Genomic DNA, 26,667 nt, shown 5'->3' on the forward strand with positions numbered 1-26,667 from the left:
CTGTCGATCATGGTTTTGGCCCTACAGATCACCTTGGTGGTCACCAGCATCCTGGTGGTGCTGCTGGTGCTGCTGCACCGCGCCAAGGGTGGCGGCCTGTCCACGCTGTTCGGTGGCGGTGTGCAGTCCAGCCTGTCCGGCTCCACGGTGGTGGAGAAGAACCTGGACCGGCTGACGGTGTTCGTGGTCGGCATCTGGCTGGTGTGCATCATCGGCATGGCACTGCAGATCAAGTACCGCTGACCCGTCCCGTCTCGGCAGGCGGGTAACGCCGTCGGCACCGATACTGGATCGCATGGTTTCCGACCCGGCTGTTGAGCCCGCTTCCGACGCCGCGCTCGCGCCGATCGGTGCTGTGCAGCGGACCCGGGTCGGTCGCGAGGCGACCGAGCCGATGCGCGCGGACATCAGGATGCTCGGCAGCATCCTCGGCGACACCGTGCGCGAGCAGAACGGCGACGAGGTCTTCAACTTGGTCGAACGTGCCCGCGTCGAATCGTTCCGGGTGCGGCGTTCCGAGATCGATCGCGACGAGATCTCCCACATGTTCGACGGCATCGACATCCACCTGGCGATCCCGATCATCCGGGCGTTCAGCCACTTCGCGCTGCTGGCCAACGTCGCCGAAGACATCCACCGCGAGCGCCGGCGTCACATCCACGTCGACGCTGGCGAACCGCCGCAAGACAGTAGTCTGGCCGCCACCTACGCGAAACTGGATTCCGCGGAACTGGATTCGGCCACCGTGGCCGAGGCGCTCAAGGGTGCGCTCGTTTCGCCGGTGATCACCGCCCACCCCACCGAGACTCGCCGGCGGACCGTCTTCGTTGCGCAGCACCGGATCACCGAGCTGATGCGACTGCACGCCGAGGGGCACCGGGAAACCAGCGATGGCCGCAGCATCGAGCGTGAGCTGCGCCGCCAGGTGCTCACGCTCTGGCAGACCGCGCTGATCCGGCTGTCCCGGCTGCAGATCACCGACGAAATCGAGGTCGGCCTGCGGTATTACCAGGCCGCGCTGTTCGAGGTGATCCCGCAGGTCAATTCGGAGGTTCGCGCCGCGCTGCGCGCCCGCTGGCCCGGCACCGAGCTGCTTTCGGCGCCCATCCTGCAGCCGGGCTCGTGGATCGGCGGCGACCGCGACGGCAACCCGAATGTCACCGCCGAAGTCGTGCGGCGGGCCACCGCCAGTGCCGCGTTCACGGCGCTGGCGCATTACCTCGCCGAGCTCACCGACCTCGAGCAAGAGCTCTCGATGTCGGCGCGATTGATCAGCGTCACACCGGAATTGACGGCGCTGGAGCGCAGCTGCCCGGAGCAGGCCAGGGCCGACGAGCCGTATCGGCGGGCCGTGCGGGTGATTCGTGGCCGGCTCAGTGCGACCGCCGCCCAGATCTTGGACGACGAACCGCAGCACCTGCTCGACCTCGGCTTGGAACCGTATGCCACGCCGGGCGAGCTGCGGGCCGAACTCGACACCATCGACGCGTCGCTGCGCACGCACGGCAGCGCGCTGCTGGCCGAGGACCGACTCGGCCTGCTGCGAGAAGGCGTGCACGTCTTCGGGTTTCACCTCAGTGGCCTGGACATGCGGCAAAACTCCGACGTCCACGAGGAAGTGGTCGCCGAGCTGCTGGCCTGGGCCGGGGTGCATCCGGACTACCGTTCGCTGCCCGAAGACGAGCGAGTCGAGCTGCTGGCCGACGAATTGACCACGAGGCGCCCGCTGCTCAGCGACCGCGCGGAGTTATCCGAGCTGGCCCACCAGGAATTGAGTGTGGTCGAGGCCGCCGCGTTCGCCGTCAAGCGGTACGGCCCGGCGGCGGTGCCCAACTATGTCATCTCGATGTGTCAGTCCGTCTCGGACGTGCTGGAGGCCGCGCTGCTGCTCAAGGAGACCGGGCTACTGGATGTCTCCGGACCCGAACCCTATTGTCCGGTGGGAATTTCCCCACTGTTCGAGACGATCGACGACCTGCACAACGGAGCCGAGATCCTGCACGCGATGCTGGAACTGCCGATCTATCGAGCGATGGTCGCCGCCCGTGGCGACAGCCAGGAGGTGATGCTTGGCTACTCCGACTCGAACAAGGACGGCGGTTATCTGACCGCCAACTGGGCGGTGTACCGGGCCGAGCTGGCGCTGGCCGAGGTGGCCCGCAAGACCGGAATTCGGTTGCGGCTCTTTCACGGCCGAGGCGGCACCGTGGGCCGCGGCGGCGGCCCCAGCTATCAGGCCATCCTGGCGCAGCCGCCCGGTGCGGTGAACGGTTCGCTGCGCCTCACCGAGCAGGGTGAGGTGATCGCGGCTAAGTACGCCGAACCGCTTCTGGCGCAACGGAATCTGGAAAGTCTGGTGGCGGCGACCTTGGAGTCGACGCTACTGGACGTGGAGGGCCTCGGCGACGAGGCCGAGCCGGCGTACACGGTGTTGGAGGAGGTCGCGAGGCTGGCCCGTGAGGCATACTCCGAATTGGTCCACCACACACCGGGTTTCGTCGAGTACTTCAAGGCCTCCACGCCGGTCAGCGAGATCGGCTCGTTGAACATCGGCAGCCGTCCGACATCGCGCAAGCCCACCGAGTCGATCGCCGATCTGCGCGCCATTCCGTGGGTGCTGGCATGGAGCCAGTCGCGGGTGATGCTGCCCGGTTGGTACGGCACCGGGTCGGCATTCGAGCAGTGGATCGCGGCCGGCGACGAGGATGAGCGAGTCGCAGTCCTGCACGACCTGTACCAGCGGTGGCCGTTCTTCCGCAGCGTGCTGTCCAACATGGCACAGGTGCTGGCCAAAAGCGACCTCGGGCTGGCGGCGCGATACGCAGAACTGGTCGCCGACGAATCGTTGCGGCGCAGGGTGTTCGACAAGATCGCCGACGAGCATCAGCGGACGATCGCGATGCACAAGTTGATCACCGGTCAAGACGACCTGCTTGCCGACAACCCGGCGCTGGCGCGGTCGGTGTTCAATCGTTTCCCCTACCTGGAGCCGCTGAACCATCTCCAGGTCGAGCTGTTGCGGCGGTACCGCTCGGGCGATGACGACGAGTTGGTGCAGCGAGGAATTCTGTTGACGATGAACGGACTGGCAAGCGCGTTACGGAACAGCGGATAACGGGCATAGGGCAGGGGTGGGAGCTCAGCCTGACTCGATGTCGTCGCGCGAATCGTCGTCTGCCGTCCCGGCCCGGGTAGCCCAGAACGAGATCTTCGAACGGCTGGCCCGCGCCGGATTCGTCGTGAGCGGACTGCTGCACCTGGTCGTCGGCTACCTCGCCATCCGGATCGCTTTCGGCGAGGGCGGCACCGCCGATCAAACCGGCGCGCTGGCGGCCCTGGCGGGCACGCCGGGAGGCCCCGTCGCACTGTGGTTCGCCGCCGCCGCTCTGCTGCTGCTCGGCCTGTGGCGGCTCGTCGAGACCGCGCTCGGCCGATCCAGTGACCGGCAGGACGGCGCGTCGTCAAGCGCACTGGATCGGGCCAAAGCATTCTCGCTCGCGGTCGTCTATGTCGCGCTGGCGTATTCGGCCCTCGGTTTCGCGCGCGGCGCCGGCAAGTCTGCCGGTCAGCAGAATTCGACGATCAGCGCTCGGTTGATGCAGAGCACGGTCGGCACGATTGCGCTGGTGGTCTGCGGCGTGATCGTCGTCGCGGTGGGTGGCTACCACGTCTACAAGGGTGCCAGCCGCAACTTCCTCGATGATCTGAAAGGCAAGTCCGGCAACGTGGTCCGGCGTCTGGGCATCGTCGGCTACATCGCCAAAGGGGTGGTGATCGCCGGCGCGGGCGTGCTGGTCGTCGTCGCCGCATTGTTCTCGCAGCCGGAGAAGGCCACTGGGCTGGATGCGGCCCTCAAGACGCTGGGCGCTCAACCGTACGGCCGGGTTCTGCTGGCCGCCGCCGGTCTGGGCATCATCACCTACGGTTTCTACAGCTTCGCGATGGCCCGACTGACCAAGATGTAGCCGCTCACGGGGCCTTCACATAGTCGACCGGGCACGGCCCGGCCGCCCTGGCTACGCCACCGATCTGGGCGCCGACGGGCTGCGGATGTGACGTCCATCGCGGCGTCATCCGGTAGGCGCCCAGCAGATGAGTCATGGCGGCCGTCATCGCCGACAGCGAGAACGGCTGGGCCGGGCAGGAGTGCCTGCCGTGCCCGAAGGCCGTGACGAGCATCGGCGAAGGAAGAGCGTCCTTGTCGGTCAGATGGTGGCGGGTCCATCGATCGGGGTCCCAGTGCTGTAATCCCGGCGCCGCCGAGGTGTTGAGCAAGGGGAGCAGGGTGGCGATGGTCCAGCCCGGCGGCACCCGGTAGGTAATGGCCCCGGTGTCCAGCGAGACCGGCGACAGCACGCTGCGAGACATGATGGAGCGTTGCGCGATACGCGTCGACTCCAGCGCGCAGCTCTGGGCAAAGGCATTGTCGCCCAACCGTACTCGCCGCAGCTGGGCCGGGTGCTCGAGCAGGTCGACCAATGCCCAGCCCAGCGCGGCGGCCAGGTTTGACATGGACGCGATGTGGATCAGCGCGACGTCGAACGCGATCCCGCGCAGCCGGGAAGGCGGCGACGCAGTCGACCAGGCGTCCACGATCCGGCCGAAGAGGTCATGATCCCGTAGGTCCCCGTCGTCGAATCTGCGCACCGCGGCGGCGATGGCATCGGCAATCTCCTCGAGGGCGGCGCGCTCGGCACGTTTGTCGGTCGCCGCCACTGCCGCCATCCGATCGGGGTGGACGAATGCGTCGGAGCCGTCCAGGGTGTCGAAGGCCCGCACCAGACGCTCGAAGATCTCGCCGTCGGCCGACCCGGGTCCGGCCCACGAGGCCAGCCCCATCCGGTGGCCGAGCCGTCGCATCAGATCGAACACGTCGAACGATCCCGCCGATCCCAGCTCGGTCTGCTCGAGCGCGCGGTCCAGGTTGATCAGATAGGTGGCCACGTCGTCGCGGCGAAACAGCATGTTCGGCAGGGTGCGTCGCCCGGCAAAGATCTCGTCGGGCAGCTTGCGCCGCAGCATCAGGTAGTCGGCGACGCCTTTGCTCGCGGTCTCCTCGGTCAGCGCGTAGAACGATTCGACGCCGGTAGGCGAGAAGGTGAACAGGTAGCGATCGGGGCCGCTTTTCACGGCGAAGGTGTCGCCGAGTTGGGCCCGGGCGGCGGCGATCACCGCGACGGCGTCGGTGACGGGGACGTCCCACGGCAGACCGGTGCCGTCGGCGTAGGGCGGTGCGGGCACCGGCTCGGCGCCGGTCACGGCCTACCGCGGTGTCCGGATTCGCAGCCGGTCCACCACACCGCGGACCGCGTGCTCGGTCATCGATACCGGTGACATGATCGTCTCGCCCACGCTCACGATGTAGTCGATGCGCTTGACGATCGACTCCACCGGCTCGACCACCGCGATGAGTCGTTTGGCGAGCTCGTCCAGGCTTTCCAGGGTCCCTTCCAGGTGGTCCAGGCCGCCTTCTAGGCGCTCGACCGTGCCGTTCAGCCGGGTCAGGGAACTGCTCAGCTCGTTCATGGTCCTGCCGAGGCTGTCGAGGACGTCCTCGACCTGCTCGACCGTCTTGTCGGCGTTCAGAGCGGCCTGAGTGAGCGTCTTGATCCGGTTTCGCTCAGGCCCGTTGCGCACCGTTCGGTCTGCCATGTCCGTAATTATGACCGGGACGGAACCCGGGAAAACCCTTGTACATCGAATTTGATGTGCAAAGACAACACTGTGACGGTGGCCGGCGTAGCGGCCTGACCCGGGGCTGCGCGTGCGAGGTGACGCAACGACTGGCGGAGTACGCGGCCGGCTATGCCGACCGGAAGGCCCAGCGGGCTGGGTCCTAGGGCCGGGCGGGTAGTTTGGCGGCGGCGTCCTCGTCGAGCAGCCAGAGCGTCGTCTCGAGCCCGATGGCACCCGCGGCCGGGATATCCACCGGCTGGGCGCCGGCGATGGCGGCGGCGGCCGCGTCGCCCTTGGCGGCTCCCGAGACCATCAGCCACACCTCGCGGGAATGCCGGATCGCCGGGATCGTCAAGGTGATTCGCTGCGGCGGCGGTTTCGGGGAGTCGTCGACGGCCACCACCATGCGGGTGCTCTCACGCACCGCCGCGGTGTGGGGGAACAGCGAGTTGATGTGGCCCTCAGGTCCCATGCCCAGCAGATGGACATCGAAATTCGGTACCTGCTCACCGGCCTCGGCATTGGCGGCCAACAGTTGTTCGTAGGCCAGCGCCGCGGCGACCAGATCGCTGCCGAATTCGCCGTCGCTGGCGGCCATCGGGTGCACGTTGCTGGACGGGACGTCGATGTGATCGAGCAGGGCCTCTCGGGCCTGCTTCTCGTTGCGCTCGCTGTCGGCTAAAGGGACATAGCGTTCGTCGCCCCAGAAGAGGTGCACTTTCGGCCAGTCGATCTGATCGGCCTGGGCGCGCAGATATTTGAGCAGCCCGATGCCGTTACCGCCGCCGGTCAGCACGATCAGGGCGCGTCCGCGCGCCGCGATGGCGGCGTGGATGGTCTCGACGAGCCGACGGCCCGCCGCCTCGACCAGGCGGTCGCCGTCCGGGAAAACTTCTACGGTTGTGCTCACGCGTATTGCACCTTATCGATTCCTTCGAGCGCGCTGAAGTAGACCTCGTCGGGGTCCAAGCGACGCATGTCTTCGGCCAGGCATTCACGGGTTTCCCTGCGCGCCAACGGAACTAGAGCATCCGGTCGGCCGGTTCGGCTCAGGGTGGCCGTCGTACCCTCTTGCGGCCTGCTCAGGGTGATGGTTTCGCTCTTGCGCTCCAGCTCGACCTTGAGCTCGCCGACCTCGCGGCGTACCGGTCCGTCGATCCGGCTGGCCAACCAGCCGGCCAGGACGTCGAGCGAGGGTTCGGTGCGCAGACCGGAAACCAGCGCGGATTCGATCTTCTCGTGCGGTTTCTGGTCGACCGCGGAGGTGAGCAACGCCCGCCAGTAGGTGATCCGCGCCCAGGCCAGATCGGTGTCCCCGGGGGTGTATCCGGGCAGCCTGCTCTTGATAACCGACAACGGGTCGTCGGTGTTGGTCGCGTCGGTGATGCGGCGAATCGCTAACTTGCCCAACGGGTCCCGAGCGGGAACCGCAGGAGCGACATCGGGCCACCACACCACGACCGGGATATCGGGAAGCAGGAAGGGAATCACGACGCTCGCCGCGTGACCGGACAACGGGCCGGACAGCCGCAGCACGACGACCTCGCCGGCGCCGGCGTCGCCGCCGACTCGAACCTGAGCATCCAGGCGCGCATCGCGGGCGTCGGTGTCACCGGCCGCCACGACCAGGACTCGGCTGGGGTGTTCGTGGCTGGCGGCGTTAGCGGCCACGATGGCCTCTTCGAGCAGAGTGTCGTTGTCCGACTTGATGATCAGCGTCCCGACCCGGCCCATCATGACCACACCGGCCTCTTCGCGGAGCGCGTCGAGCTTCTTGTTGACCGCGGTGGTGGTGGTGTCCAGCAGATCGACGATCACGGCCGCCGCCATTCGCGGCCGGTGCGACGCAACATCTCATCCGCCGACGCCGGCCCCCAGGTGCCCGACTCATATGGGTCGGGCTTTCCGTCCGACGCCCAATGGTCGAGGACGGGATCGATTATCTGCCAAGCCAATTCGACCTCCTCGTTCACCGGGAACAGCGACGGCTCACCGAGCAGCACGTCCAGGATCAGCCGTTCATAGGCCTCGGGGGAGTCTTCGGCGAATGCCGAGCCGTAGGAGAAGTCCATGTTGACGTCGCGGACTTCCATCGCGCCCGGGACCTTGGAGCCGAACCGCAGCGTGATGCCCTCGTCGGGCTGTACCCGGATGACCAGCGCGTTGGCGCCGAGCTCGTCGGTCATGGTGGCGTCGAACGGCAGATGCGGGGCCCGTTTGAAGACCAGGGCGATCTCAGTCACCCTGCGGCCCAGTCGTTTCCCGGTGCGCAGGTAGAACGGCACCCCGGCCCAGCGGCGGGTGTCGACCTCGAGCGTGATGGCCGCGAAGGTCTCGGTGGTGGAGTCCTTCGAGAAGCCGTCTTCGTCGAGCAGTCCCACCACCTGCTGACCGCCCTGCCAACCGGCCGCATATTGGCCGCGGCTGGTGGTCTCGTCGATCGGCTGGGCGAGTTGGGTGGCCGAGAGCACCTTGATCTTCTCGGCCTGCAACGCCTTCGCGTTGAAGCTGACCGGCTCTTCCATCGCCGTGAGGGCCAGCAGCTGCATCAAGTGGTTCTGGATGACGTCGCGGGCCGCGCCGATGCCGTCGTAGTAACCGGCGCGTCCGCCCAGCCCGATGTCCTCGGCCATCGTGATCTGCACGTGGTCGACGTAGTGCGCGTTCCAGATCGGGTCCCAGAATTGATTGGCGAAGCGCAGCGCCAAGATGTTCTGGACGGTCTCCTTGCCGAGATAGTGGTCGATGCGGAATACCGACTCCTCCGGGAAGACCGAGTTCACCACGTGGTTGAGGTCGCACGCGCTCTTCAGGTCGTGGCCGAACGGCTTCTCGATGACGACCCGGCTCCATCGGTCTTCTTGGGGCCGCGCCAGCCCGGAGGCGTGCAGCTGTTCGCATACCACCGGGAAGGACTTCGGCGGAATCGCCAGGTAGAACGCGTGATTGCCGCCGATGCCGCGCTCGGCGTCGAGCTTGTCGAGCGTCTCGGCCAGCCGTACGAACGCGGCATCGTCGTCGAAGGCGCCCGACACGAACCGCAGCCCCTCGGCCAGCCGTTCCCAGATGGCCTGCCGAAAGGGGGTGCGGCAGAACTGCTTGACGTCGTCGTGGATTACCTGGGCGAACGCGTCGTGATCCCAGTCACGGCGGCCGAAGCCGACCAGCGAGAAGGTCGGTGGCAGTAACCCGCGGTTGGCCAGGTCGTAGACCGCGGGCACCACCTTCTTGTGCGCCAGGTCGCCGGTGACGCCGAAAAGCACCATGGCGCACGGGTCGGCGATCCTGGGCAGCCGCTTATCGTCCTTGTCCCGCAATGGGTTACGCCACTGCGCGCCAATAGCGCCCGCCGTCATTTGGAAAGAGAGCTCAGCTGTTTCTGTGTCTCGTCCAGCAGCTCGGTCCACGATTCGACGAACTTCTCCACGCCCTCGTTCTCCAGGACCAAGAACACGTCGGTCACGTCGATCCCGACCGCCGACAGTTTGTCGAACACGCCCTGGGCCGCGTCGGCGGTGCCGGTGATCGTGTCACCTGTGACGACACCGTGGTCGGCTACGGCATCAAGCGTCTTCTCCGGCATGGTGTTCACCGTGTTCGGCGCGACCAGCTCGGTGACATAGAGGGTGTCGGAGTAGTCCGGGTTCTTCACACCGGTCGACGCCCACAGCGGGCGCTGCACCCGGGCTCCGTTGGCCGTGAGCGCCTGGAAACGCTGCCCGCCCTCGAAGACCTCCTGGTACGCCGCGTACGCCAGCCGGGCGTTGGCGACGCCGGCCTGGCCGCGCAGGCCAATCGCCTCTTCGGAGCCGATCTTTTCCAGTCGCTTGTCGATCTCGGAGTCCACCCGGGAGACGAAGAACGATGCGACCGAGTGGATCTTGGACAGGTCGTGTCCGGCCTCGCGGGCCTTCTCCAGGCCAGCCAGGTAGGCGTCCATCACCTCGCGGTGCCGCTCGACGGAGAAGATCAGCGTGACGTTGACCGAAATGCCTTCCGCCAGAACGGCGGTGATGGCTGGCAGGCCGGCCTTGGTGGCCGGGATCTTGATCAGCAGGTTCGGCCGGTCGACGATCTTCCACAGCTCGATGGCCTGCGCGACGGTCTTGTCGGTTTCGTTGGCCAGCCGCGGGTCGACCTCGATGGAAACCCGGCCGTCGATCCCGTCGGAGGACTCCCATTGCGGCGCAAGCACATCGCACGCGGTGCGCACGTCGTCGGTGGTGATGGTGCGGATGGTGGCGTCGACGTCGGCGCCACGGTCGGCCAGCTCGGCGATCTGGGAGTCGTACGAGTCGCCGTCGGCGAACGCCTTCTGGAAGATCGACGGGTTGGTGGTCACCCCGACGACGCTCTTGGTGTCGATCAGTTCTTGTAGGTTGCCGGACTTCAGCCGCTCGCGTGACAGGTCGTCAAGCCACACGGATACGCCTGCGGCGGCCAGCGCCGCGAGGTTGGGGTTCTGGGTCATCTGAATCAGCCTTTCTCAGTTGTCGACTACTTCTTCCGCGGCGGCAGCGACGGCCTCCGCGGTGAAGCCGAACTCACGGAACAATGTCTTGGCGTCGGCGGACGCCCCGTAGTGCTCGATCGACACGATCTTTCCGGTGTCGCCGACCAGTTTGTGCCACGGTTGCGCGATGCCCGCCTCGACGGCCACCCGCGCCGAGACCGACGGCGGCAGCACGCTGTCGCGGTACTCGGCCGGTTGCGACTCGAACCATTCCACGCACGGCATCGACACGACCCGCGTGATAATGTCCTTGTCCGCCAACAGCTTTGCGGCCTCTACCGCCAGCTGGACCTCAGAGCCGGTAGCGATCAGCACGACGTCGGGCTCTTCGTCGCCGGCCTCACCCAGCACGTAGCCGCCCCGGGCGACACCTTCGATATTGGTCCCCTCAAGCACCGGAACGCCCTGGCGGGTCAGGATCAGTCCGACCGGGCCACTGCCGTTGCCGCGCGCCAAAACCGTGCGCCAGGCGTAGGCGGTCTCATTGGCATCGGCCGGACGCACCACCGAGAGCTGCGGAATGGCCCGCAGCGCCGCCAGGTGCTCGATCGGCTGGTGGGTCGGGCCGTCCTCGCCCAGGCCGATCGAGTCGTGCGTCCACACGTAGATGGTGTCGATGTCCATCAATGCGGCGAGTCGCACGGCCGGGCGCATGTAATCGGAGAACTGCAGGAAGGTGCCGCCGTAGGCGCGGGTCGGCCCGTGCAGCACGATGCCGGACAGGATCGACCCCATCGCGTGCTCACGGATCCCGAAGTGCAGGGTGCGCCCATACCAGTCGGCCGTGTAGTCCTTCGTCGAAATCGACGGCGGACCAAAGGATTTCACGCCATCCATGGTGGTGTTGTTGCTGCCCGCCAGGTCGGCCGAACCGCCCCACAACTCGGGGAGTTTCGACGCCAGCGCGGACAGCACCTTGCCGGACGCGGCACGGGTCGCCAACGGCTTGGAGCCGGGTTCCCAGTGCGGAATGTCGGCGTCCCACCCGTCGGGCAGCTTCTGGGCCAGCAGCCGGTCGAGCAGCGCCTTGCGTTCGGGTTCGCGCTGCGCCCAGGCATCGAACGACGACTGCCACTTCTGGTGGGCTTCCTTGCCGCGATCCACCAGCTTGCGGGTGTGTGCGATGACCTCGTCGCGAACCTCGAAGGTCTTGTCCGGGTCGAACCCGAGAATCTTCTTGACGGCCGCGATCTCCTCGTCGCCCAGGGCCGCGCCGTGCGCTTTGCCGGTGTTCATCAACTTCGGCGCCGGGTAGCCGATGATGGTGCGCAGCGAGATGAACGACGGCTTGTCGATGACGGCCTTGGCGTTGGCGATGGCCTCCTCGATCCCGACGACGTTCTCGCCGCCCTCGACCTCTTGCACGTGCCAGCCGTAGGCGCGGTAGCGCGCGGCGGTGTCCTCACACAACGCGATGTTGGTGTCGTCCTCGATCGAAATCTCGTTGTGGTCGTAGAACACGATCAGGTTGCCCAGCTGCTGCACGGCCGCCAGCGAAGACGCTTCGGAGGTCACACCTTCTTCGATGTCGCCATCGGAGGCGATCACGTAGATGTAGTGGTCGAACGGGCTTTCTCCCGGCGCCGCGTCCGGGTCGAACAGACCGCGCTCGTAACGCGCTGCCATCGCGAAGCCGACGGACGACGCCAGTCCCTGGCCGAGCGGGCCCGTGGTGATCTCCACACCCTTGGTGTGCCGAAACTCTGGATGCCCGGGGGTCTTAGATCCCCAGGTCCGCAGCGCCTCGATGTCGGCGAGCTCCAGACCGAATCCGCCCAGGTACAGCTGCAGGTACAGAGTGAGGCTGCTGTGGCCGGCCGACAGCACGAACCGGTCGCGGCCCAGCCAGTGCTCATCGCTCGGATCGTGGACCATGGCGCGCTGGAAGAGGGTGTAGGCCAACGGCGCCAGACTCATTGCGGTCCCGGGATGGCCATTACCGACCTTCTGAACGGCATCGGCGGCGAGTATTCGCACCGTGTCCACGGCGGCCGAATCGATTTCGGTCCAGTCGTCGGGGTGGTGGGGATCGGTAAGCGTGGAGATCTCTTCGATTGTGGTCACAGACTCATTCCTTGGCTGACGAAGCTGATCAATGCCCACCCTAGTGCGCGAGTGGCGGCGTTTGCAGTGCGGGATTGCGGGTATTCCAGGCCGCCCGCCTGGATATGACGTGCGGACGTCTCAGAGCTTGCGGCCAGTGCCGCCTTCGGGAAATTCTGTGTGAATAGACCCTCGAGGCTGGCCGCGGTGACAACGCGGTCTACCATCGTGCGTAGTAGATCCTGCGCCCCGCTGCGACCCCAAGGAGTTATTGCGTGAGCGTTCGCGGGCGCCTAGGGCCAACCCGAGCGTCGAGCCGAGTACGCGGCACGGTGCTTGCTTACGTGGCGCTGACGAAGCCGCGCGTCATCGAGCTGCTACTGGTCACCGCGATACCCGCGATGCTGCTGGCTCACCGCGGCCACGTCGACCCGCTGCTGATCCTCAACACGTTGATCGGCGGGATGCTGGCGGCCGGCGGCGCCAACACGCTCAACTGCGTGGCCGACGCCGACATCGACAAGTTGATGAAGCGGACCGCGCGCCGGCCGCTGGCCCGGGCCGCGGTTCCGACGCGAAACGCCCTGGTCCTAGGGCTGGTGCTGACCGTGGGCTCGTTCTTCTGGCTCTGGTGGACGACGAACCTGCTCTCGGGGCTGCTGGCGGTCGCCACCATCGCGTTCTACGTGTTCGTCTACACGTTGCTGCTCAAGCGCCGCACGTCGCAAAACGTCGTGTGGGGCGGTGCGGCGGGGTGCATGCCGGTGATGATCGGCTGGTCGGCCGTCACCGGCACCATTGGCTGGCCGGCGCTGGCGATGTTCGCGATCATCTTCTTCTGGACGCCCCCGCACACCTGGGCGCTGGCGATGCGGTACAAGGACGACTACAAAGCGGCCGGTGTTCCGATGCTGCCCGCCGTGGCCACCGAGCGTCAGGTCACCAAGCAGATCCTGATCTACACCTGGCTGACCGTGCTGGCGACGATGGTGCTGGCGCTGGCCACCGGCTGGCTGTACACGGCGGTCGCCGTGGTGGCCGGGGTGTGGTTCCTGGCGATGGCCCACCAGCTCTACGCCGGGGTCCGCGCCGGCGAGCCGGTCAAGCCGCTGCGGCTGTTCTTGCAATCGAACAACTACCTCGCGGTGGTCTTCTGCGCGCTGGCGGTCGACTCGGTGATCGCCTTGCCGACGCCGCTCTGAGCCGACGGGAACCCCACTTCGGTACCGCCGAAGTGACGACACCCTGTTTCGAAATCCGATAGCACATCCGATATCGCATTTGAAAACAGGCGTGTCCTGCTCCCACTGAGGCCACTGAGGCAGCTGTGGCGTGATTCTTGGGATCGGTAGCCGATCGTCGCGCATGTAATAGGCCGACCGATTTGCATAGCCAAAACCTATGCAGCACAACGGGCGCAGTTCGATACTGACTCTCAGCAGCAAAGCCTGCAGAAAAGGACGTGGGCCATGGCACGCATGCGCATCGTCAAGAAGGTGATCGCCGCGGCGCTGTTGTCGGGCGGTCTAGCGCTATCCGATTTCGGCCTTACCGCGGCCATCGCCGGGGCTCAACCGGGGCCGGTGCCGTTGGATGCCTGGCCCGGCTGTCCGAACGACCACCCGTCCGGGCCGTGCCATTGGTGCCCGGGGCAACCCTTGCCGCCGACCGGCAATCACGTCACCAACCCGGTTGTGTGGGACAACAACATTTGCCACACCTACTATTACGTGTATTTCGGGCAAGGCAATGTGGCCCAGAACATTTGGGACGGCGAGAATCCGCCGCCGCCACCTCCACCACCGCCGCCAGGCCTGATCAACAAAGACAACTGCCAGCAGATTCTCGGAATTTTTTGCCCTAAGGCGTGAATCGCTTACGGCAGCAGCACAATCGATCCGGCGGTCTTGCGGCCCTGCAGGTCCTGATGGGCGCGGGTCGCTTCGGCCAGCGGATAGCGGCCCCCGACTTCGATCTTGATGGATCCGCCGGCCACCGCCTCAAACAATTCGTCGGCGCGCCAGGTGAACTCCTGGCCGGTGCGCATGAAGTGCACCAGCGCCGGGCGGGTCAGGAATACCGAGCCCGCGGCGTTGAGCCGCTGCGGATCCACCGGCGGTACCGGCCCGCTGGAAGCGCCGAACAACGCCAGGGTCCCGCGCACGGCCAGGCTGGCCAGGCTGGCGTCGAACGTGGTGGCTCCGACGCCGTCGTACACCGCGGCCGCACCGAGACCTCCGGTGAGTTCACGAATCCGCTGGCCGAACTGCGCGGCGTCGTCGGGGTAGGACAGCACCTCGTCCGCGCCGGCCTTCTTGGACATCTCGGCCTTTTCAGGCGTGGAGACGGTGGTGATGACCCGGGCGCCGAGTAGGCGTGCCCATTGGGTGAGGATCAGCCCGACGCCGCCGGCCCCGGCGTGCACCAGCACCGCGTCACCGGCCTGCACCGGATACACCGACTTCAGCAGGTAGTGCGCCGTCAGACCCTTCAACAGCACCGAGGCCGCGATCTCGGAGCTGACACCGTCCGGCACCTTAGCAGTCAAATGTGCTGGTGCAGCAGAGAATTCAGCGTATGCTCCGGACGCGGCCGCGGACACCACCCGGTCGCCGACGCGGAAGTCGTCGGTTGCATCGCCGACGGCCGCGACGGTGCCGCACACCTCGGAGCCCAGGACGAACGGCAGCTCGCGCGGGTACTGCCCGGATCGGAAATACGTGTCAATGAAGTTGACGCCGATGGCCTCGGCCTGGATCAGCAGCTCGCCGGGCCCCGGCGAGGGTTGTGATGTGTCGACGTAACGAAGGACCTCGGGGCCGCCAGTTTCACTGACTTCGATTGCGTGCATGTGGATATCATGCCCGGGCATGAAGCTTGCCCGCCCGGACGTCTTTCACCCCCGCATTGTGCTGGCCGGATGTCGGCAGCACCCTGACGACGCCGGCCTGGTATCCGCGCTACGAACGCGGGGCCTGCACGCTCGCCGGCTGGAGTGGGACGACCCGGAGACCGTCGGCGCCGACCTCGTGATCCTGCGCCAAACCGCGGACGCCGACCGGCGCGACGAGTTCCTCGCCTGGACTCGCCGCGTGAAGAACCTGCTGAATCCGCCGGCGATGGTCGCCTGGAATCTGGATGCGCGGTACCTGGACGACATCGAGAAAGCGGGTGTGCCAACGCTGCCGGGCGCGCCGGCACAGTCGGTCTTGATCTTCTTCGGTGGGCAACCGTCCCACGCTTGGCCGGTCGAGCCGGAGTTCGAGACATGGGAGCTCGGTCATGCGGCGATGGCGGCGGCGGCCGGACGCGCCGATATCCGCACCAGCGAGCTGCTCTATGCGCGCGTGGACGTCAGCGACGCACGGGTGACCGCACTCGATGTGGTGGCGCCGTCGCTGGGCTGGGGACAGCTGGATGCCGGGGCTCGCGAGCTGGCCCAGCGCGCATTCGCCCTGGCCGTGGAATCAGCGTGCGAGCGGCTCGGCCTCGGCCCGTTCTCGCAACCGTTCTCGCATTGAGGCCCACAGCGCCGCGGTGGCGGCGGTACACGCCGCAGCGCCTGCCACGTGGATGGCGACCAGGGCGGCGGGAACACCGGTGAAGTACTGCGCGGTACCGACCGCCGCCTGTAAGCACACCAGCCCGAGCAGCACCCCCAGCCGCACCAGGATCGGCCGCGCCGCGCCGATCGCCAGCAGCCCGAAGCCCAGCCCGACCAACAGCGCGAGATAGGCGACCAGCAGCGACGAATGCAGGTGCACCAGCGTGGTGACCTCGACTTTCAGCCGTGGCACGGTCCGGCTGGGACTGCGGTCTCCCGCGTGCGGTCCGGCGGCGGTCACCAGCGTGCCGGCGACCAGCACCGCCGCCAGGTTCACCCCGGTCAGCGCCGTGAGTAGGCGCAGCGGCCTGGCCACCCGCTCGCGCACGACGCCGTCGTCCGGCTCGCCGATCTTGACGTAGAGCAGCACGGACAGCCACACCATCGTCATCGACACCAGCAGATGGATGGCCACCGTCCACCACAGCAGTCCGGTGCGCACGGTGATGCCGCCGATCACGGCCTGGACCACCGTCGACACCGGCATCAGCCACGCGTAGGCCAGCACCTCGGGCCGCCGGCGGGCCCGGTGTACGGCCAGTACCGCCAGCGCCGCGGTGACCACCACCGCGAGGCTGAACAGCCGATTGCCGAACTCGACGGCCTGATGCACTAACGGCACCTCGGCGACCGCGACCGGGACGAAACTGCCCGGGAAACACTGCGGCCAGGTCGGGCAACCCAGCCCCGACGCGGTGACCCGCACGATCGAACCGGTGACCGCGATGCCGCCCTGAGAAACGATCACGGCGGCGGCAATGATCCGCTGGACGCGCAGGCTGGGGTCGGGGAGCAGGTCCACCAACCGCATCAGCACTCGTCTTGCCACCGCCCGATCGTAAGCCAATGAAAACTACGAGATGTAGTAGGGCCACCAGCGCCGAGGCGGTGATTTCGCAGGTCGTGACGTGTCGGTGGCGTGGAGTGTCGCGGGCGGTCGCTCAGGTGAAGCGGAACCAGCGCAGCGCGCCGAGCGCGGCCACCGCGCCCCACACCGCCAGGACGACGACGCCGAACCAGTCGACCGACAGCGTCATCGCCTGCGACAGCGCCTCGGTCAGCGCGCCGGACGGGGTGAGCCGGGCCGCCCATTTGACCGCGGTCGGGATCATGTTCGTCTCGAGGGTCAGCGCGCCCAGCCCGGCGAAGACGAACCACATCAAGTTGGCGACCGCGAGGACGATCTCGGCGCGCAGCGTGCCACCGAGCAGCAGGCCGAGCGCGGTGAAGGCGGCGGTGCCCAGCGCGATGACGGCCGCGCCCAGCACAAGAGCCAGCGGTGCGGGCCGCCAGCCCAGCGCAAAACCAATGGCGCCCAGAATCATTGCCTGCAGGAACACCACCGTAATCACGGCCAGGGACTTGCCGGCGATGATGCCCCAGACCGGAAGTGGCGTGGCCCCAAGCCGTTTCAACGCCCCATACCTGCGGTCGAACGCGATCGCGATCGCCTGCCCGGTGAATGCCGTCGAAATCAGAGCCAGGGCCATGATGGCCGGCACGAACGTCGCGGCGCGGTTGTGGCCGAATGACCCGAACGGCAGCAGCGTCAGCCCGACCAGCAGCGTGATCGGGATGAACATGGTCAGCAGCAGCTGTTCTCCGTTGCGCAGCAACAGCTTCAGCTCCAGCCCGAACTGGGCGGCCAGCATTTTCGGCACGGCGCTGGGACGCGGATCGGGAGTGAAGGTTCCGGGGGGAAACACCGGGGTGTTGGTGTCGGTCACGATCGCAACTTCCGGCCGGTGAGCTCCAGGAACACATCTTCGAGGCTGCGTTGCTCGACGCGCATATCGGTTGCCAGCACGTCGATTTGGGCGCACCACGCCGTCACGGTCGCCAACACCTGCGGGTCGACCGGGCCCTCGACCAGGTACTCACCCGGGGTCACCTCGGTGGCCTTGTAGTCGTCCGGCAGTGCAGAAGCCAAGAGCGACAAGTCGAGTCGCGGCGGCGCGGTGAAACGCACCTGGTCTTTCGCGCCGGAGCGCATCAGCTCCGCCGGCGTGCCTTCGGCGACCGTCGCCCCCCGGTCGATGATCACGATCCGGTCGGCGAGCTCCTCGGCCTCCTTGAGTTGGTGCGTGGTCAGCACCACTGTCACGCCGTCGCGGCGCAACGCGTCGATCAGTTCCCACACCAGGAGCCGGGCATGCGCGTCCATGCCGGCGGTCGGCTCGTCGAGGAACACCAGTTCCGGACGTCCGACCAGCGCGCAGGCCAGTGCGAGCCGTTGCTGCTGCCCGCCCGAGAGTCGGCGGTAAGTGGTGCGGGCTGCATCGGTGAGGCCCAGGGTCGCCAGCAGCCACTGCGGGTCCAGCGGGTCGGCGGCGTACGAGGCCACCAGGTCGAGCATTTCGCCGGCGCGGGCGGCCGGGTATCCACCGCCGCCCTGCAGCATCACCCCGATACGGGCGCGCAGCCTGGTGTTGTCGGCGACCGGGTCCAACCCCAGCACCTCGATCGTGCCGGCGTCCGGGCGGACGAAGCCCTCGCACATCTCGACCGTCGTCGTCTTGCCGGCGCCGTTGGGCCCCAGCAGCGCCAGCACCTCCGCGGCGCGCACTTCGAGATCGAGATTGGCGACCGCGGTCATCGAGCCGTAGTGCTTACTCACCCCGCGCAGCCGCACCACTGTTCCGGGGGCTTGGGGGTCTTGGGGGCCCGAACTCACGTCGAGTCAGCGTAGGCGTCGGGTGCCGACTCGGATCGAGGGGTGGCCCGCGGGGTCTGGACGGTCGCGGTGGGCTCGGCGCCGGGCGGCCCCTCGTGGTTCGTTTCGCCGTTGTCGGTCGGCATGGACTGCAGTGGCCGCCACGGCAGGCGGGTGTAGGTCAGCGCGACCAGCACGGCCATCACCGCGGCGCTGGCCAGGGTGGCATCCAGGATCTGGAACAGCGCAAAGCGGTCGCCGTTGGCGGTCGGTCCGAAAATCCCGACGACGAGCGTGATGACGATGACCGTCTCGCGGAAGCCGGTGCGCGTCGCCCAGCAGGCCAGCGGAATGATCGCCCACAGCAGGTACCAGGGCTGCACGACCGGAAACAGCAGCACGCAGATGCCCAGCGCGACGCCCAGGCCGCCGATCGGGTGCAGCCGGCCGCGGAGAACCGCGACCAGCAACCAGCTGACCAGGACCATGATGATCAGCACGCCGATAAAGCGGGTCAGGGCCAGCACTGCGGTGGTGTGATCGCCCAGGCCCAGCAGAATTCCGACCTGCCCGGTGGCCAGGGCCAGCAGCGTTGGGGGCGACATCCAGCTGCGCACGACGTTGGCGGTGCCCAGCGTGAACATCCAGCCGAATCCGAGCCCGCTGGCCCAGCCCACCAGGCCCATCACCGCCAGCGACAGCGACCCGATCCCGCCGCCGGCCAGCAGCAGCGCGCGCAGGTTGCCGCCCCAGCGGTGAGCCAGCGCCATCGTGACGAATCCCAGCGCCAACAGCGAGGGCAGCTTCACCTGCGAGGACAGCGTGATCAGGATGGATCCGGCCAGCAGCATGCCCAACGGCTCCCAGTCGGGGCCCAACCGGCGCCACGAGGCCGGCCGCAGCCGCGGCGCATCGATACCGCGCAGTGCGTACTCGGCGCCGATCAGCATCAACCCGAGCATCAGCGCCTCGTTGTGGATGCCCGCGACCAGATGCATCAGCAACAGCGGATTGGCCACGCCCAGCCACAGCGCGCTGACCTCGGCGACGCCGCAACGCCGGGCCAGCCGCGGTACGGCCCACACGATCATCGCCACACCGGCCAGCACCACCAACCGGTGACAGAGCACTGCGGCGACGATGTTCTCGCCGGTCAGCGCCGAGATACCGCGCCCGATCCACAGGAACAACGGCCCGTAGGGGGCCGGCGTCTCGCGCCACACGCTGGGCACCGACAGGGTGAACACATGGCCGAGACCCAGCCCGGATGCCGGGCCGACCCGGTATGGGTCGAGGCCTTCCAGCGAAATCTGGCTCTGCGCCAGGTAGGAGTAGACGTCCTTGCTGTACATCGGCGGCGCGATCAGCAGCGGCAGCATCCACAGCACCAGGGTGCGATCCAGGTCGCCGCGCGACATCTGCCGCTTGCCCAGCGCGAATCGGCCCAGCATCAGCCAGGCCAGCGCCATCATGACCGCCCCGACCGTGGTCATCGTCAACGACACCGTCTGGATCCGCGACGGCAGGTTCAGCAGCCGCACGCCGAACGTGGGGTCCTGGACGACGGGACGGGCCCCGGCGCCCAGGGCGCCGATCCCCATCAGGACCGTTCCGGTGGCGCCGAACAGCCGGGTGCGCCGAACTGCGGTGAGTTCGGTCTCATTCAGCGGTGAGCCCACGGGCTTCTCGTCGCCGTGCAACGCGGCGATCGACGAGCTCAGCGAGTGGTGGCGCTCTGCCATCAGTGCAGCGTAGCGGCATGTCGCGAAGCCGCGGCCCGGTGCTCGCCGCGCGATCGGCATGATCCGCCACTGAGGGCAGCCTTGCTGGACCGTTTTCCGGAATTGCGTCACACTGGTGTTGTGAAAATCCGGACCGCAGCGGAAGCCCAGGAAGCCGGCGTCGCGCCGGCAACCGGTGCCGCGGCTCCTGCCGTCATGCCGGACGGTCACACCCGCCGCGCCATCGTGCGCCTGCTGCTCGAATCCGGGTCGATCACCGTCAGCGAGATCTGTGACCGGCTGGGTCTGGCGGCCGCGGGCGTGCGGCGTCACCTGGACGCGCTGATCGAGGCGGGTGACGCGGAATCGGCGGCGGCCGCGGCATGGCAGCAGGCCGGACGCGGGCGCCCCGCGAAGCGTTTCCGGCTGACGGCGGCCGGCCGGGCCAAGCTCGACCACTCCTACGACGATCTGGCGGCCGCGGCGATGCGCCAACTGCGCGAGATCGGCGGCCAGGGCGCGCTGCAGACGTTCGCCCGGCGCCGTATCGACACGATCCTGGCCGACGTCGCGCCCGCCGACGGCGCCGACGACGCCGCCGTCGAGGCCGCCGCCGAGCGGGTGGCCGGTGCGCTGACCAAGGCCGGTTACGTCGCCACCACGACCCGGGTGGGCCCGCCGCTGCACGGCGTGCAGATCTGCCAGCATCACTGCCCGGTATCGCATGTCGCCGAGGAATTCCCGGAGCTGTGCGAGGCCGAGCGGGAAGCCATGGCCGAAGTTCTCGGCACTCACGTGCAGCGGTTGGCGACGATCGTCAACGGCGATTGCGCCTGTACCACCCATGTCCCGCTCGCACCGGTTGCGAGCAGGGCACCCAGCCAGACCTAGCATCAAGCGGCGCCCAGTCCGCGCCGGCACCAACACCAAAGGAGCGTCCGAATGGCACTCACGCCAGAGGCAACCACGCCCCCGGTTACCGGAGCGCCCGCAGAGCCGCTGACCCAGGAGCAGGCGATCGCATCGCTGGGCAAGTACGGCTACGGCTGGGCCGACTCCGACGTCGCCGGCGCCTCGGCCCGACGGGGTCTTTCCGAGGCGGTCGTCCGCGACATCTCGGCGAAGAAGAACGAGCCGGACTGGATGCTGGAGACTCGGCTCAAGGCGCTGCGCATCTTCGAGAAGAAGCCGATGCCCAACTGGGGCTCGAACCTCGAGGGCATCCACTTCGACAACATCAAATACTTCGTGCGCTCCACCGAAAAGCAGGCCGCCACGTGGGACGACCTGCCCGCCGACATCAAGAACACCTACGACAAGCTCGGGATCCCGGAGGCGGAGAAGCAGCGCCTGGTGTCGGGCGTCGCGGCTCAGTACGAGTCCGAGGTGGTCTACCACCAGATTCGTGAGGATCTGGAAGCCCAGGGCGTCATCTTCCTGGACACCGACAGCGGTCTGCGCGAACACCCGGAGATCTTCAAGCAGTACTTCGGCAGCGTGATCCCGGCCGGTGACAACAAGTTCTCCGCGTTGAACACCGCGGTGTGGTCGGGTGGTTCGTTCATCTACGTTCCGCCGGGCGTGCACGTCGACATCCCGCTGCAGGCCTACTTCCGGATCAACACCGAGAACATGGGCCAGTTCGAGCGGACCCTGATCATCGTCGACGAAGGTGCCTACGTGCACTACGTCGAGGGCTGTACCGCGCCGATCTACAAGAGCGACTCGCTGCACTCCGCGGTGGTCGAGATCATCGTGAAGCCCGGTGGCCGTTGCCGCTACACGACTATCCAGAACTGGTCGAACAACGTGTACAACCTGGTCACCAAGCGGGCCCGCGCCGAAGCCGGCGCCACAATGGAGTGGGTCGACGGCAATATCGGGTCGAAGGTGACCATGAAGTACCCGGCGGTCTGGATGACCGGTGAATACGCCAAGGGCGAGGTGCTGTCGGTGGCGTTCGCCGGCGAGGGTCAGCACCAGGACACCGGTGCCAAGATGCTGCACCTGGCGCCCAACACGTCGAGCAACATCGTCTCCAAGTCGGTGGCACGCGGCGGTGGGCGCGCGTCCTACCGTGGCCTCGTGCAGGTGAACAAGGGCGCCCACGGGTCGCGCTCCAGCGTGAAATGCGATGCGCTGCTTGTCGATACGGTCAGCCGCAGCGACACCTACCCGTACGTCGACATCCGCGAGGACGACGTGACGATGGGTCACGAGGCGACCGTGTCCAAGGTCAGCGAGGACCAGCTCTTCTACCTGATGAGCCGCGGCATGACCGAGGACGAGGCGATGGCGATGGTCGTGCGCGGCTTCGTCGAGCCGATCGCCAAGGAACTGCCGATGGAGTACGCGCTGGAACTCAACCGGCTGATCGAGCTGCAGATGGAAGGTGCGGTCGGTTAGTGACGAATGTGACTGAAGCGGTTGAGGGTTCGGCCCTCACCGCTGCCAATAAGGGTGGGCTGTTCGCGTCGTTCGACGTGGATGCCTTCGAGGTGCCCAGCGGTCGCGACGAGATCTGGCGGTTCACCCCGCTGCGTCGGTTGCGCGGCCTGCACGACGGTTCGGCGGTCGTCAACGGCAAGGCACAGGTCAGTGTCGCCGAGCAGCCCGGCGTACAGACCGAAATCGTGCGCCGCGGCGACGAGCGTCTTGGTCAGGGCGGTGTTCCCGCCGATCGTGTTGCCGCCCAAGCCTTCTCGTCGTTCAACTCCGCGACGGTGGTGACCGTCGCGCGTGATACCGAGGTCGCCAAGCCGATCGAGATCACCATCACCGGGCCCGGCGAGGGTGCGGTCGCCTACGGCCATCTGCAGATCCGCGTCGAGGAACTCGCGCGCGCGATCGTCGTCATCGACCTGCGCGGCAGCGGGACCTACGCCGACAACGTCGAGATCATCGTCGGCGATGCGGCGGCCCTCGGGGTGATCTGGATCGCCGACTGGGCCGACGACATGGTGCACGTGAGCGCGCATCATGCACGGCTGGGCAAGGATTCGGTGCTCGGCCACGTCAACGTGACGCTCGGGGGCGACCTGGTGCGTACGTCGACGACGGTGCGATTCACCGCGCCGGGTGGCGACGCCCAGCTGCTCGGTACCTACTTCGCCGACGACGGCCAGCACTTCGAGTCGCGGTTGCTCGTCGACCACGCGCACCCCAACTGCCGCTCGGACGTGTTGTACAAGGGTGCGCTGCAAGCCGATCCGGAGTCCGGCCGTCCCGATGCGCACACCGTCTGGGTGGGCGACGTGCTGATCCGCGCGGAGGCCACCGGAACGGATACCTTCGAGACCAACCGCAACCTGTTGCTCACCGACGGCGCCCGCGCCGATTCGGTGCCAAACCTCGAAATCGAGACGGGCGAGATCGTCGGCGCCGGACACGCAAGTGCCACCGGAAGATTCGACGACGAGCAGCTGTTCTACCTACAGGCTCGCGGCATCCCGGAAGACCAGGCCCGCCGTCTGATCGTGCGAGGTTTCTTCGGCGAGATCATCCAGAAGATCGCCGTTGCGTCTGTGCGCGACCGGCTCACCGAGGCGATCGAACACGAACTTGAGTTAACCGAAGGAATCAAGAACTGATGACCACGCTCGAAATCAAGGATCTGCACGTCAGCGTCTCGCCCGCCAATGACGCCGAGGCCATCCCGATCCTCAAAGGTGTTGACCTCACCGTGAAGTCGGGAGAGACACACGCGCTGATGGGCCCGAACGGATCCGGCAAGTCCACCCTGTCCTACGCGATCGCCGGGCACCCGAAGTACGAGGTGACGTCCGGTTCGATCACGCTGGACGGCGAGGACGTGCTGGCGATGAGCGTCGACGAGCGGGCGCGGGCCGGCCTGTTCCTGGCCATGCAGTACCCGATCGAGGTGCCCGGGGTGTCGATGTCGAACTTCCTGCGCACTGCGGCCGCGGCCGTACGCGGTGAGGCGCCCAAGCTGCGGCACTGGGTCAAGGAAGTCAAGGGCGCGATGGACGACCTGGGCATCGACCCGGCGTTCTCCGAACGCAGTGTGAACGAAGGCTTTTCCGGTGGCGAGAAGAAGCGCCACGAGATTCTGCAGCTGTCGCTGCTCAAGCCCAAGATCGCGATCCTCGACGAGACCGACTCCGGACTCGACGTCGACGCACTGCGGGTGGTCAGCGAGGGAGTGAACCGCTACGCCGAAGCCGGCTGGGACGATGGCACCGGCCAGCCGGTGCGTGGCGGCGTTCTGCTGATCACCCACTACACCCGGATCCTGCGCTACATCCAGCCGCAGTTCGTGCACGTGTTCGTCGGCGGGCGCATCGTCGAGGCCGGCGGTCCCGAGCTGGCCGACGAGCTCGAAGAGCACGGCTACGAACGCTTCACCGCGGCGGCCACGGGGGCATAGCGATGACGGCCTCCGTGAATCCACTGGACCTCGCGGCGATCCGTGCCGATTTCCCCATCCTCAAGCGCATCATGCGCGGGGGAAAGCAGTTGGCGTACTTGGATTCCGGTGCGACCTCGCAGCGGCCGTTGCAGGTGCTGGACGCCGAGCGGGAGTTTTTGCTGACCTCCAACGGCGCGGTGCACCGTGGTGCACACCAGCTGATGGAGGAGGCCACCGACGCCTACGAGCAGGGCCGGGCCGACATCGCCGCGTTCGTCGGCGCCGACGCACAAGAGCTGGTCTTCACCAAGAACGCCACCGAATCGCTGAACCTGGTTTCATATGTGCTGGGCGACAAGCGATTCGACCGGGCTGTTGGTGAAGGCGACGTCATCGTCACCACCGAGCTCGAACACCACGCCAACCTGGTTCCGTGGCAGGAGCTGGCCCGGCGCACCGGGGCGACGCTGCGCTGGTACGGCCTGACCGACGACGGGCGTATCGACCTGGACTCGCTGGAGCTCGACGAGCGCGTCAAACTCGTTGCGTTCAGCCATCACTCGAACGTGACCGGCGCGGTGGCGCCGGTCGACGAGCTGGTCGATCGGGCGAAGGCGGTAGGCGCGCTGACCGTGCTGGACGCCTGCCAGTCGGTGCCTCACCAGCCCGTCGACTTCCATGCTCTCGACGTCGACTTCGGCGCGTTCTCCGGTCACAAGATGCTGGGCCCCAACGGGATTGGTGTGCTGTATGGGCGTCGTGAGTTGCTCGAGGCGGCGCCGCCGTTTATCACCGGTGGTTCGATGATCGAGACGGTCACGATGGAAGGCACGACGTATGCCGCGCCCCCGCAGCGGTTCGAAGCGGGTACCCCGATGACGTCCCAAGTGGTGGGGCTGGGCGCGGCGGCACGCTACCTGAGCCGGCTCGGCATGGACGCCGTGCAGGCCCACGAGAACGAGCTGGTGGCCGCGGCCCTCGACGGTCTGTCCGGAATCAGCGCGGTGCGCATCGTCGGACCCAATTCGATGGAAAACCGGGGATCACCAATCGCATTCGTCGTCGACGGCGTGCACGCTCATGACGTTGGGCAGGTGCTCGACGACGAGGGAGTCGCGGTTCGGGTCGGGCACCACTGCGCGCTGCCGTTGCACCGTAGGTTCGGGGTGGCCGCCACGGCGCGGGCGTCGTTCGCGGTGTACAACACCGCCGACGAGGTCGACCGGCTGGTGGCCGGCGTGCGCCGGTCCATCGATTTCTTCGGCGGAGCGTGAGCCGTGCGGCTGGAGCAGATGTATCAGGACGTGATCCTCGATCACTACAAACACCCGCAGCATCGCGGACTGCGCGAGCCGTTCGGCGCGCAGGTCTATCACGTGAACCCGATCTGCGGCGACGAGGTCACGCTGCGGGTGACGTTGTCCGACGACGGCCAGACCGTCACCGATGTTTCCTATGACGGACAGGGCTGTTCGATCAGCCAGGCGGCCACCTCCGTGCTCACCCAGCAGGTGATCGGCCAGAGCGTGGGGGAGGCGCTGAAGACCATCACCGCGTTCACCGAAATGGTGTCGTCGCGGGGAACAGTCGAGGGCGACGAGGATGTGCTGGGCGACGGCATCGCCTTCGCCGGAGTTGCCAAGTACCCGGCGCGGGTGAAATGTGCTCTGCTGGGGTGGATGGCTTGCAAAGACGCACTGGCCCAGGCCAGCCATGCTTTCGAGGAGGACCAACGATGAGCGAAACCACCGCACCCGACCAGGAATTCATCGCCGACCTCGAGGAGGCGATGCGCGACGTCGTCGACCCCGAACTCGGGATCAATGTCGTCGATCTGGGGCTGGTCTACGGCCTCAACGTCGAGGACGGCGACGAGGGGAAGGTCGCGACCATCGACATGACGCTGACGTCGGCGGCCTGCCCGTTGACCGATGTGATCGAAGACCAGTCGCGCAGCGCGCTGGTCGGCAGCGGTTTGGTCAACGACCTGCGGATCAACTGGGTGTGGAACCCGCCGTGGGGCCCGGACAAGATCACCGAGGACGGACGCGAGCAGTTGCGCGCCCTCGGCTTCACCGTCTAACCGCG

General features: G+C 67.2%; 24 protein-coding genes and 1 pseudogene. 13 read left to right on the forward strand and 12 right to left on the reverse strand.

What is annotated here, in order from left to right; genetic code table 11:
- Positions 1–9 precede the first annotated feature (9 nt).
- Genes secG through MJO58_RS11270 form a run of 3 tightly spaced genes read left to right on the forward strand, consistent with a single transcriptional unit; the run spans position 10 to position 3,965 of the window.
- Positions 10–243: a preprotein translocase subunit SecG gene (secG, locus tag MJO58_RS11260; RefSeq protein ID WP_036468630.1), complete on the forward strand. Its 234-nt coding sequence runs from the start codon at positions 10–12 to the stop codon at positions 241–243.
- 52 nt (positions 244–295) lie between these two features.
- Positions 296–3,115 carry a phosphoenolpyruvate carboxylase gene (gene ppc, locus MJO58_RS11265; protein ID WP_239722874.1) on the forward strand — a complete coding sequence of 940 codons (2,820 nt, stop codon included), beginning with the start codon at positions 296–298 and terminating at the stop codon, positions 3,113–3,115.
- A gap of 37 nt (positions 3,116–3,152) precedes the next feature.
- Positions 3,153–3,965, forward strand: a complete 813-nt coding sequence (locus tag MJO58_RS11270) for a DUF1206 domain-containing protein (RefSeq protein WP_090601572.1) — start codon at positions 3,153–3,155, stop codon at positions 3,963–3,965.
- A gap of 4 nt (positions 3,966–3,969) precedes the next feature.
- On the opposite strand, the gene MJO58_RS11275 is transcribed toward MJO58_RS11270, so the two are convergent.
- The 7 genes from MJO58_RS11275 to tkt form a co-directional block, all read right to left on the reverse strand.
- The gene (locus MJO58_RS11275; RefSeq protein ID WP_239722875.1) at positions 3,970–5,259 is read right to left on the reverse strand and encodes a cytochrome P450; all 1,290 of its coding nucleotides are present in this window, start codon (positions 5,257–5,259) and stop codon (positions 3,970–3,972) included.
- Positions 5,260–5,262: 3 nt separating this feature from the next.
- Positions 5,263–5,661 carry an ATPase gene (locus MJO58_RS11280; protein WP_090608817.1) on the reverse strand — a complete coding sequence of 133 codons (399 nt, stop codon included), beginning with the start codon at positions 5,659–5,661 and terminating at the stop codon, positions 5,263–5,265.
- 175 nt (positions 5,662–5,836) lie between these two features.
- The gene (gene pgl / locus MJO58_RS11285) at positions 5,837–6,586 is read right to left on the reverse strand and encodes a 6-phosphogluconolactonase (RefSeq protein ID WP_239722876.1); all 750 of its coding nucleotides are present in this window, start codon (positions 6,584–6,586) and stop codon (positions 5,837–5,839) included.
- Entirely contained in the window at positions 6,583–7,494 is a 912-nt protein-coding gene (opcA, locus tag MJO58_RS11290; protein WP_239723231.1) for a glucose-6-phosphate dehydrogenase assembly protein OpcA, read from the reverse strand. The genes pgl and opcA overlap by 4 nt, the downstream gene beginning before the upstream one ends.
- A complete protein-coding gene (gene zwf / locus MJO58_RS11295) occupies positions 7,491–9,032 on the reverse strand; it encodes a glucose-6-phosphate dehydrogenase (protein ID WP_090601575.1) in 1,542 nt (513 codons plus the stop codon). Before zwf ends, opcA begins: the two co-directional genes overlap by 4 nt.
- On the reverse strand, positions 9,029–10,147 hold the full coding sequence (gene tal / locus MJO58_RS11300; protein ID WP_090601576.1) for a transaldolase: 1,119 nt from the start codon (positions 10,145–10,147) through the stop codon (positions 9,029–9,031). The genes zwf and tal overlap by 4 nt, the downstream gene beginning before the upstream one ends.
- Positions 10,148–10,162: 15 nt before the next feature.
- On the reverse strand, positions 10,163–12,253 hold the full coding sequence (tkt, locus tag MJO58_RS11305) for a transketolase (RefSeq protein ID WP_090601577.1): 2,091 nt from the start codon (positions 12,251–12,253) through the stop codon (positions 10,163–10,165).
- Between the two features lie 254 nt (positions 12,254–12,507).
- Between tkt and MJO58_RS11310 the strand changes: the two genes are divergently transcribed.
- Positions 12,508–13,434: a heme o synthase gene (locus MJO58_RS11310; protein WP_090601578.1), complete on the forward strand. Its 927-nt coding sequence runs from the start codon at positions 12,508–12,510 to the stop codon at positions 13,432–13,434.
- Between the two features lie 267 nt (positions 13,435–13,701).
- Positions 13,702–14,103: a hypothetical protein gene (locus MJO58_RS11315; protein ID WP_239722877.1), complete on the forward strand. Its 402-nt coding sequence runs from the start codon at positions 13,702–13,704 to the stop codon at positions 14,101–14,103.
- Between the two features lie 5 nt (positions 14,104–14,108).
- On the opposite strand, the gene MJO58_RS11320 is transcribed toward MJO58_RS11315, so the two are convergent.
- On the reverse strand, positions 14,109–15,083 hold the full coding sequence (locus tag MJO58_RS11320; RefSeq protein ID WP_239722878.1) for a quinone oxidoreductase family protein: 975 nt from the start codon (positions 15,081–15,083) through the stop codon (positions 14,109–14,111).
- A 19-nt stretch (positions 15,084–15,102) separates the two neighbouring features.
- Here MJO58_RS11320 and MJO58_RS11325 point away from each other — a divergent pair, with 19 nt between their 5' ends.
- Positions 15,103–15,753 carry a DcsG N-terminal domain-containing protein gene (locus MJO58_RS11325; protein ID WP_239722880.1) on the forward strand — a complete coding sequence of 217 codons (651 nt, stop codon included), beginning with the start codon at positions 15,103–15,105 and terminating at the stop codon, positions 15,751–15,753.
- On the opposite strand, the gene MJO58_RS11330 is transcribed toward MJO58_RS11325, so the two are convergent.
- From MJO58_RS11330 to mptB, 4 genes are all read right to left on the reverse strand, one after another.
- Entirely contained in the window at positions 15,700–16,683 is a 984-nt protein-coding gene (locus MJO58_RS11330) for a COX15/CtaA family protein (protein ID WP_420845338.1), read from the reverse strand. The genes MJO58_RS11325 and MJO58_RS11330 overlap by 54 nt on opposite strands.
- A 94-nt stretch (positions 16,684–16,777) precedes the next feature.
- Entirely contained in the window at positions 16,778–17,563 is a 786-nt protein-coding gene (locus tag MJO58_RS11335; protein ID WP_239722881.1) for an ABC transporter permease, read from the reverse strand.
- Complete coding sequence (locus MJO58_RS11340) at positions 17,560–18,432, reverse strand: ABC transporter ATP-binding protein (protein WP_239723232.1); 873 nt, start codon at positions 18,430–18,432, stop codon at positions 17,560–17,562. The genes MJO58_RS11335 and MJO58_RS11340 overlap by 4 nt, the downstream gene beginning before the upstream one ends.
- A gap of 74 nt (positions 18,433–18,506) precedes the next feature.
- Positions 18,507–20,231 (reverse strand): polyprenol phosphomannose-dependent alpha 1,6 mannosyltransferase MptB, encoded by a 1,725-nt coding sequence (mptB, locus tag MJO58_RS11345; RefSeq protein ID WP_090608831.1) that lies wholly within the window; start codon positions 20,229–20,231, stop codon positions 18,507–18,509.
- A 120-nt stretch (positions 20,232–20,351) separates the two neighbouring features.
- Between mptB and MJO58_RS11350 the strand changes: the two genes are divergently transcribed.
- From MJO58_RS11350 to MJO58_RS11380, 7 genes and pseudogenes are all read left to right on the forward strand, one after another.
- Entirely contained in the window at positions 20,352–21,101 is a 750-nt protein-coding gene (locus MJO58_RS11350; RefSeq protein ID WP_434086340.1) for a helix-turn-helix transcriptional regulator, read from the forward strand.
- 51 nt (positions 21,102–21,152) lie between these two features.
- On the forward strand, positions 21,153–22,616 hold the full coding sequence (gene sufB, locus MJO58_RS11355; protein WP_239722882.1) for a Fe-S cluster assembly protein SufB: 1,464 nt from the start codon (positions 21,153–21,155) through the stop codon (positions 22,614–22,616).
- Entirely contained in the window at positions 22,616–23,800 is a 1,185-nt protein-coding gene (gene sufD, locus MJO58_RS11360; RefSeq protein ID WP_239722883.1) for a Fe-S cluster assembly protein SufD, read from the forward strand. The genes sufB and sufD overlap by 1 nt, the downstream gene beginning before the upstream one ends.
- Positions 23,800–24,597: a Fe-S cluster assembly ATPase SufC gene (gene sufC, locus MJO58_RS11365; RefSeq protein WP_090601584.1), complete on the forward strand. Its 798-nt coding sequence runs from the start codon at positions 23,800–23,802 to the stop codon at positions 24,595–24,597. The genes sufD and sufC overlap by 1 nt, the downstream gene beginning before the upstream one ends.
- A 2-nt stretch (positions 24,598–24,599) precedes the next feature.
- Positions 24,600–25,853: a cysteine desulfurase gene (locus MJO58_RS11370; protein WP_239722885.1), complete on the forward strand. Its 1,254-nt coding sequence runs from the start codon at positions 24,600–24,602 to the stop codon at positions 25,851–25,853.
- Between the two features lie 18 nt (positions 25,854–25,871).
- Positions 25,872–26,334 (forward strand): annotated as a pseudogene (gene sufU / locus MJO58_RS11375) (Fe-S cluster assembly sulfur transfer protein SufU); the annotation flags it as partial.
- Positions 26,315–26,662, forward strand: a complete 348-nt coding sequence (locus MJO58_RS11380) for a metal-sulfur cluster assembly factor (protein ID WP_096286845.1) — start codon at positions 26,315–26,317, stop codon at positions 26,660–26,662. The pseudogene sufU and the gene MJO58_RS11380, both read left to right, overlap by 20 nt.
- The last annotated feature ends 5 nt before the right edge of the window (positions 26,663–26,667 follow it).

The sequence above is a fragment of the Mycobacterium lentiflavum genome (genome assembly GCF_022374895.2).
Lineage (GTDB): Bacteria > Actinomycetota > Actinomycetes > Mycobacteriales > Mycobacteriaceae > Mycobacterium > Mycobacterium lentiflavum.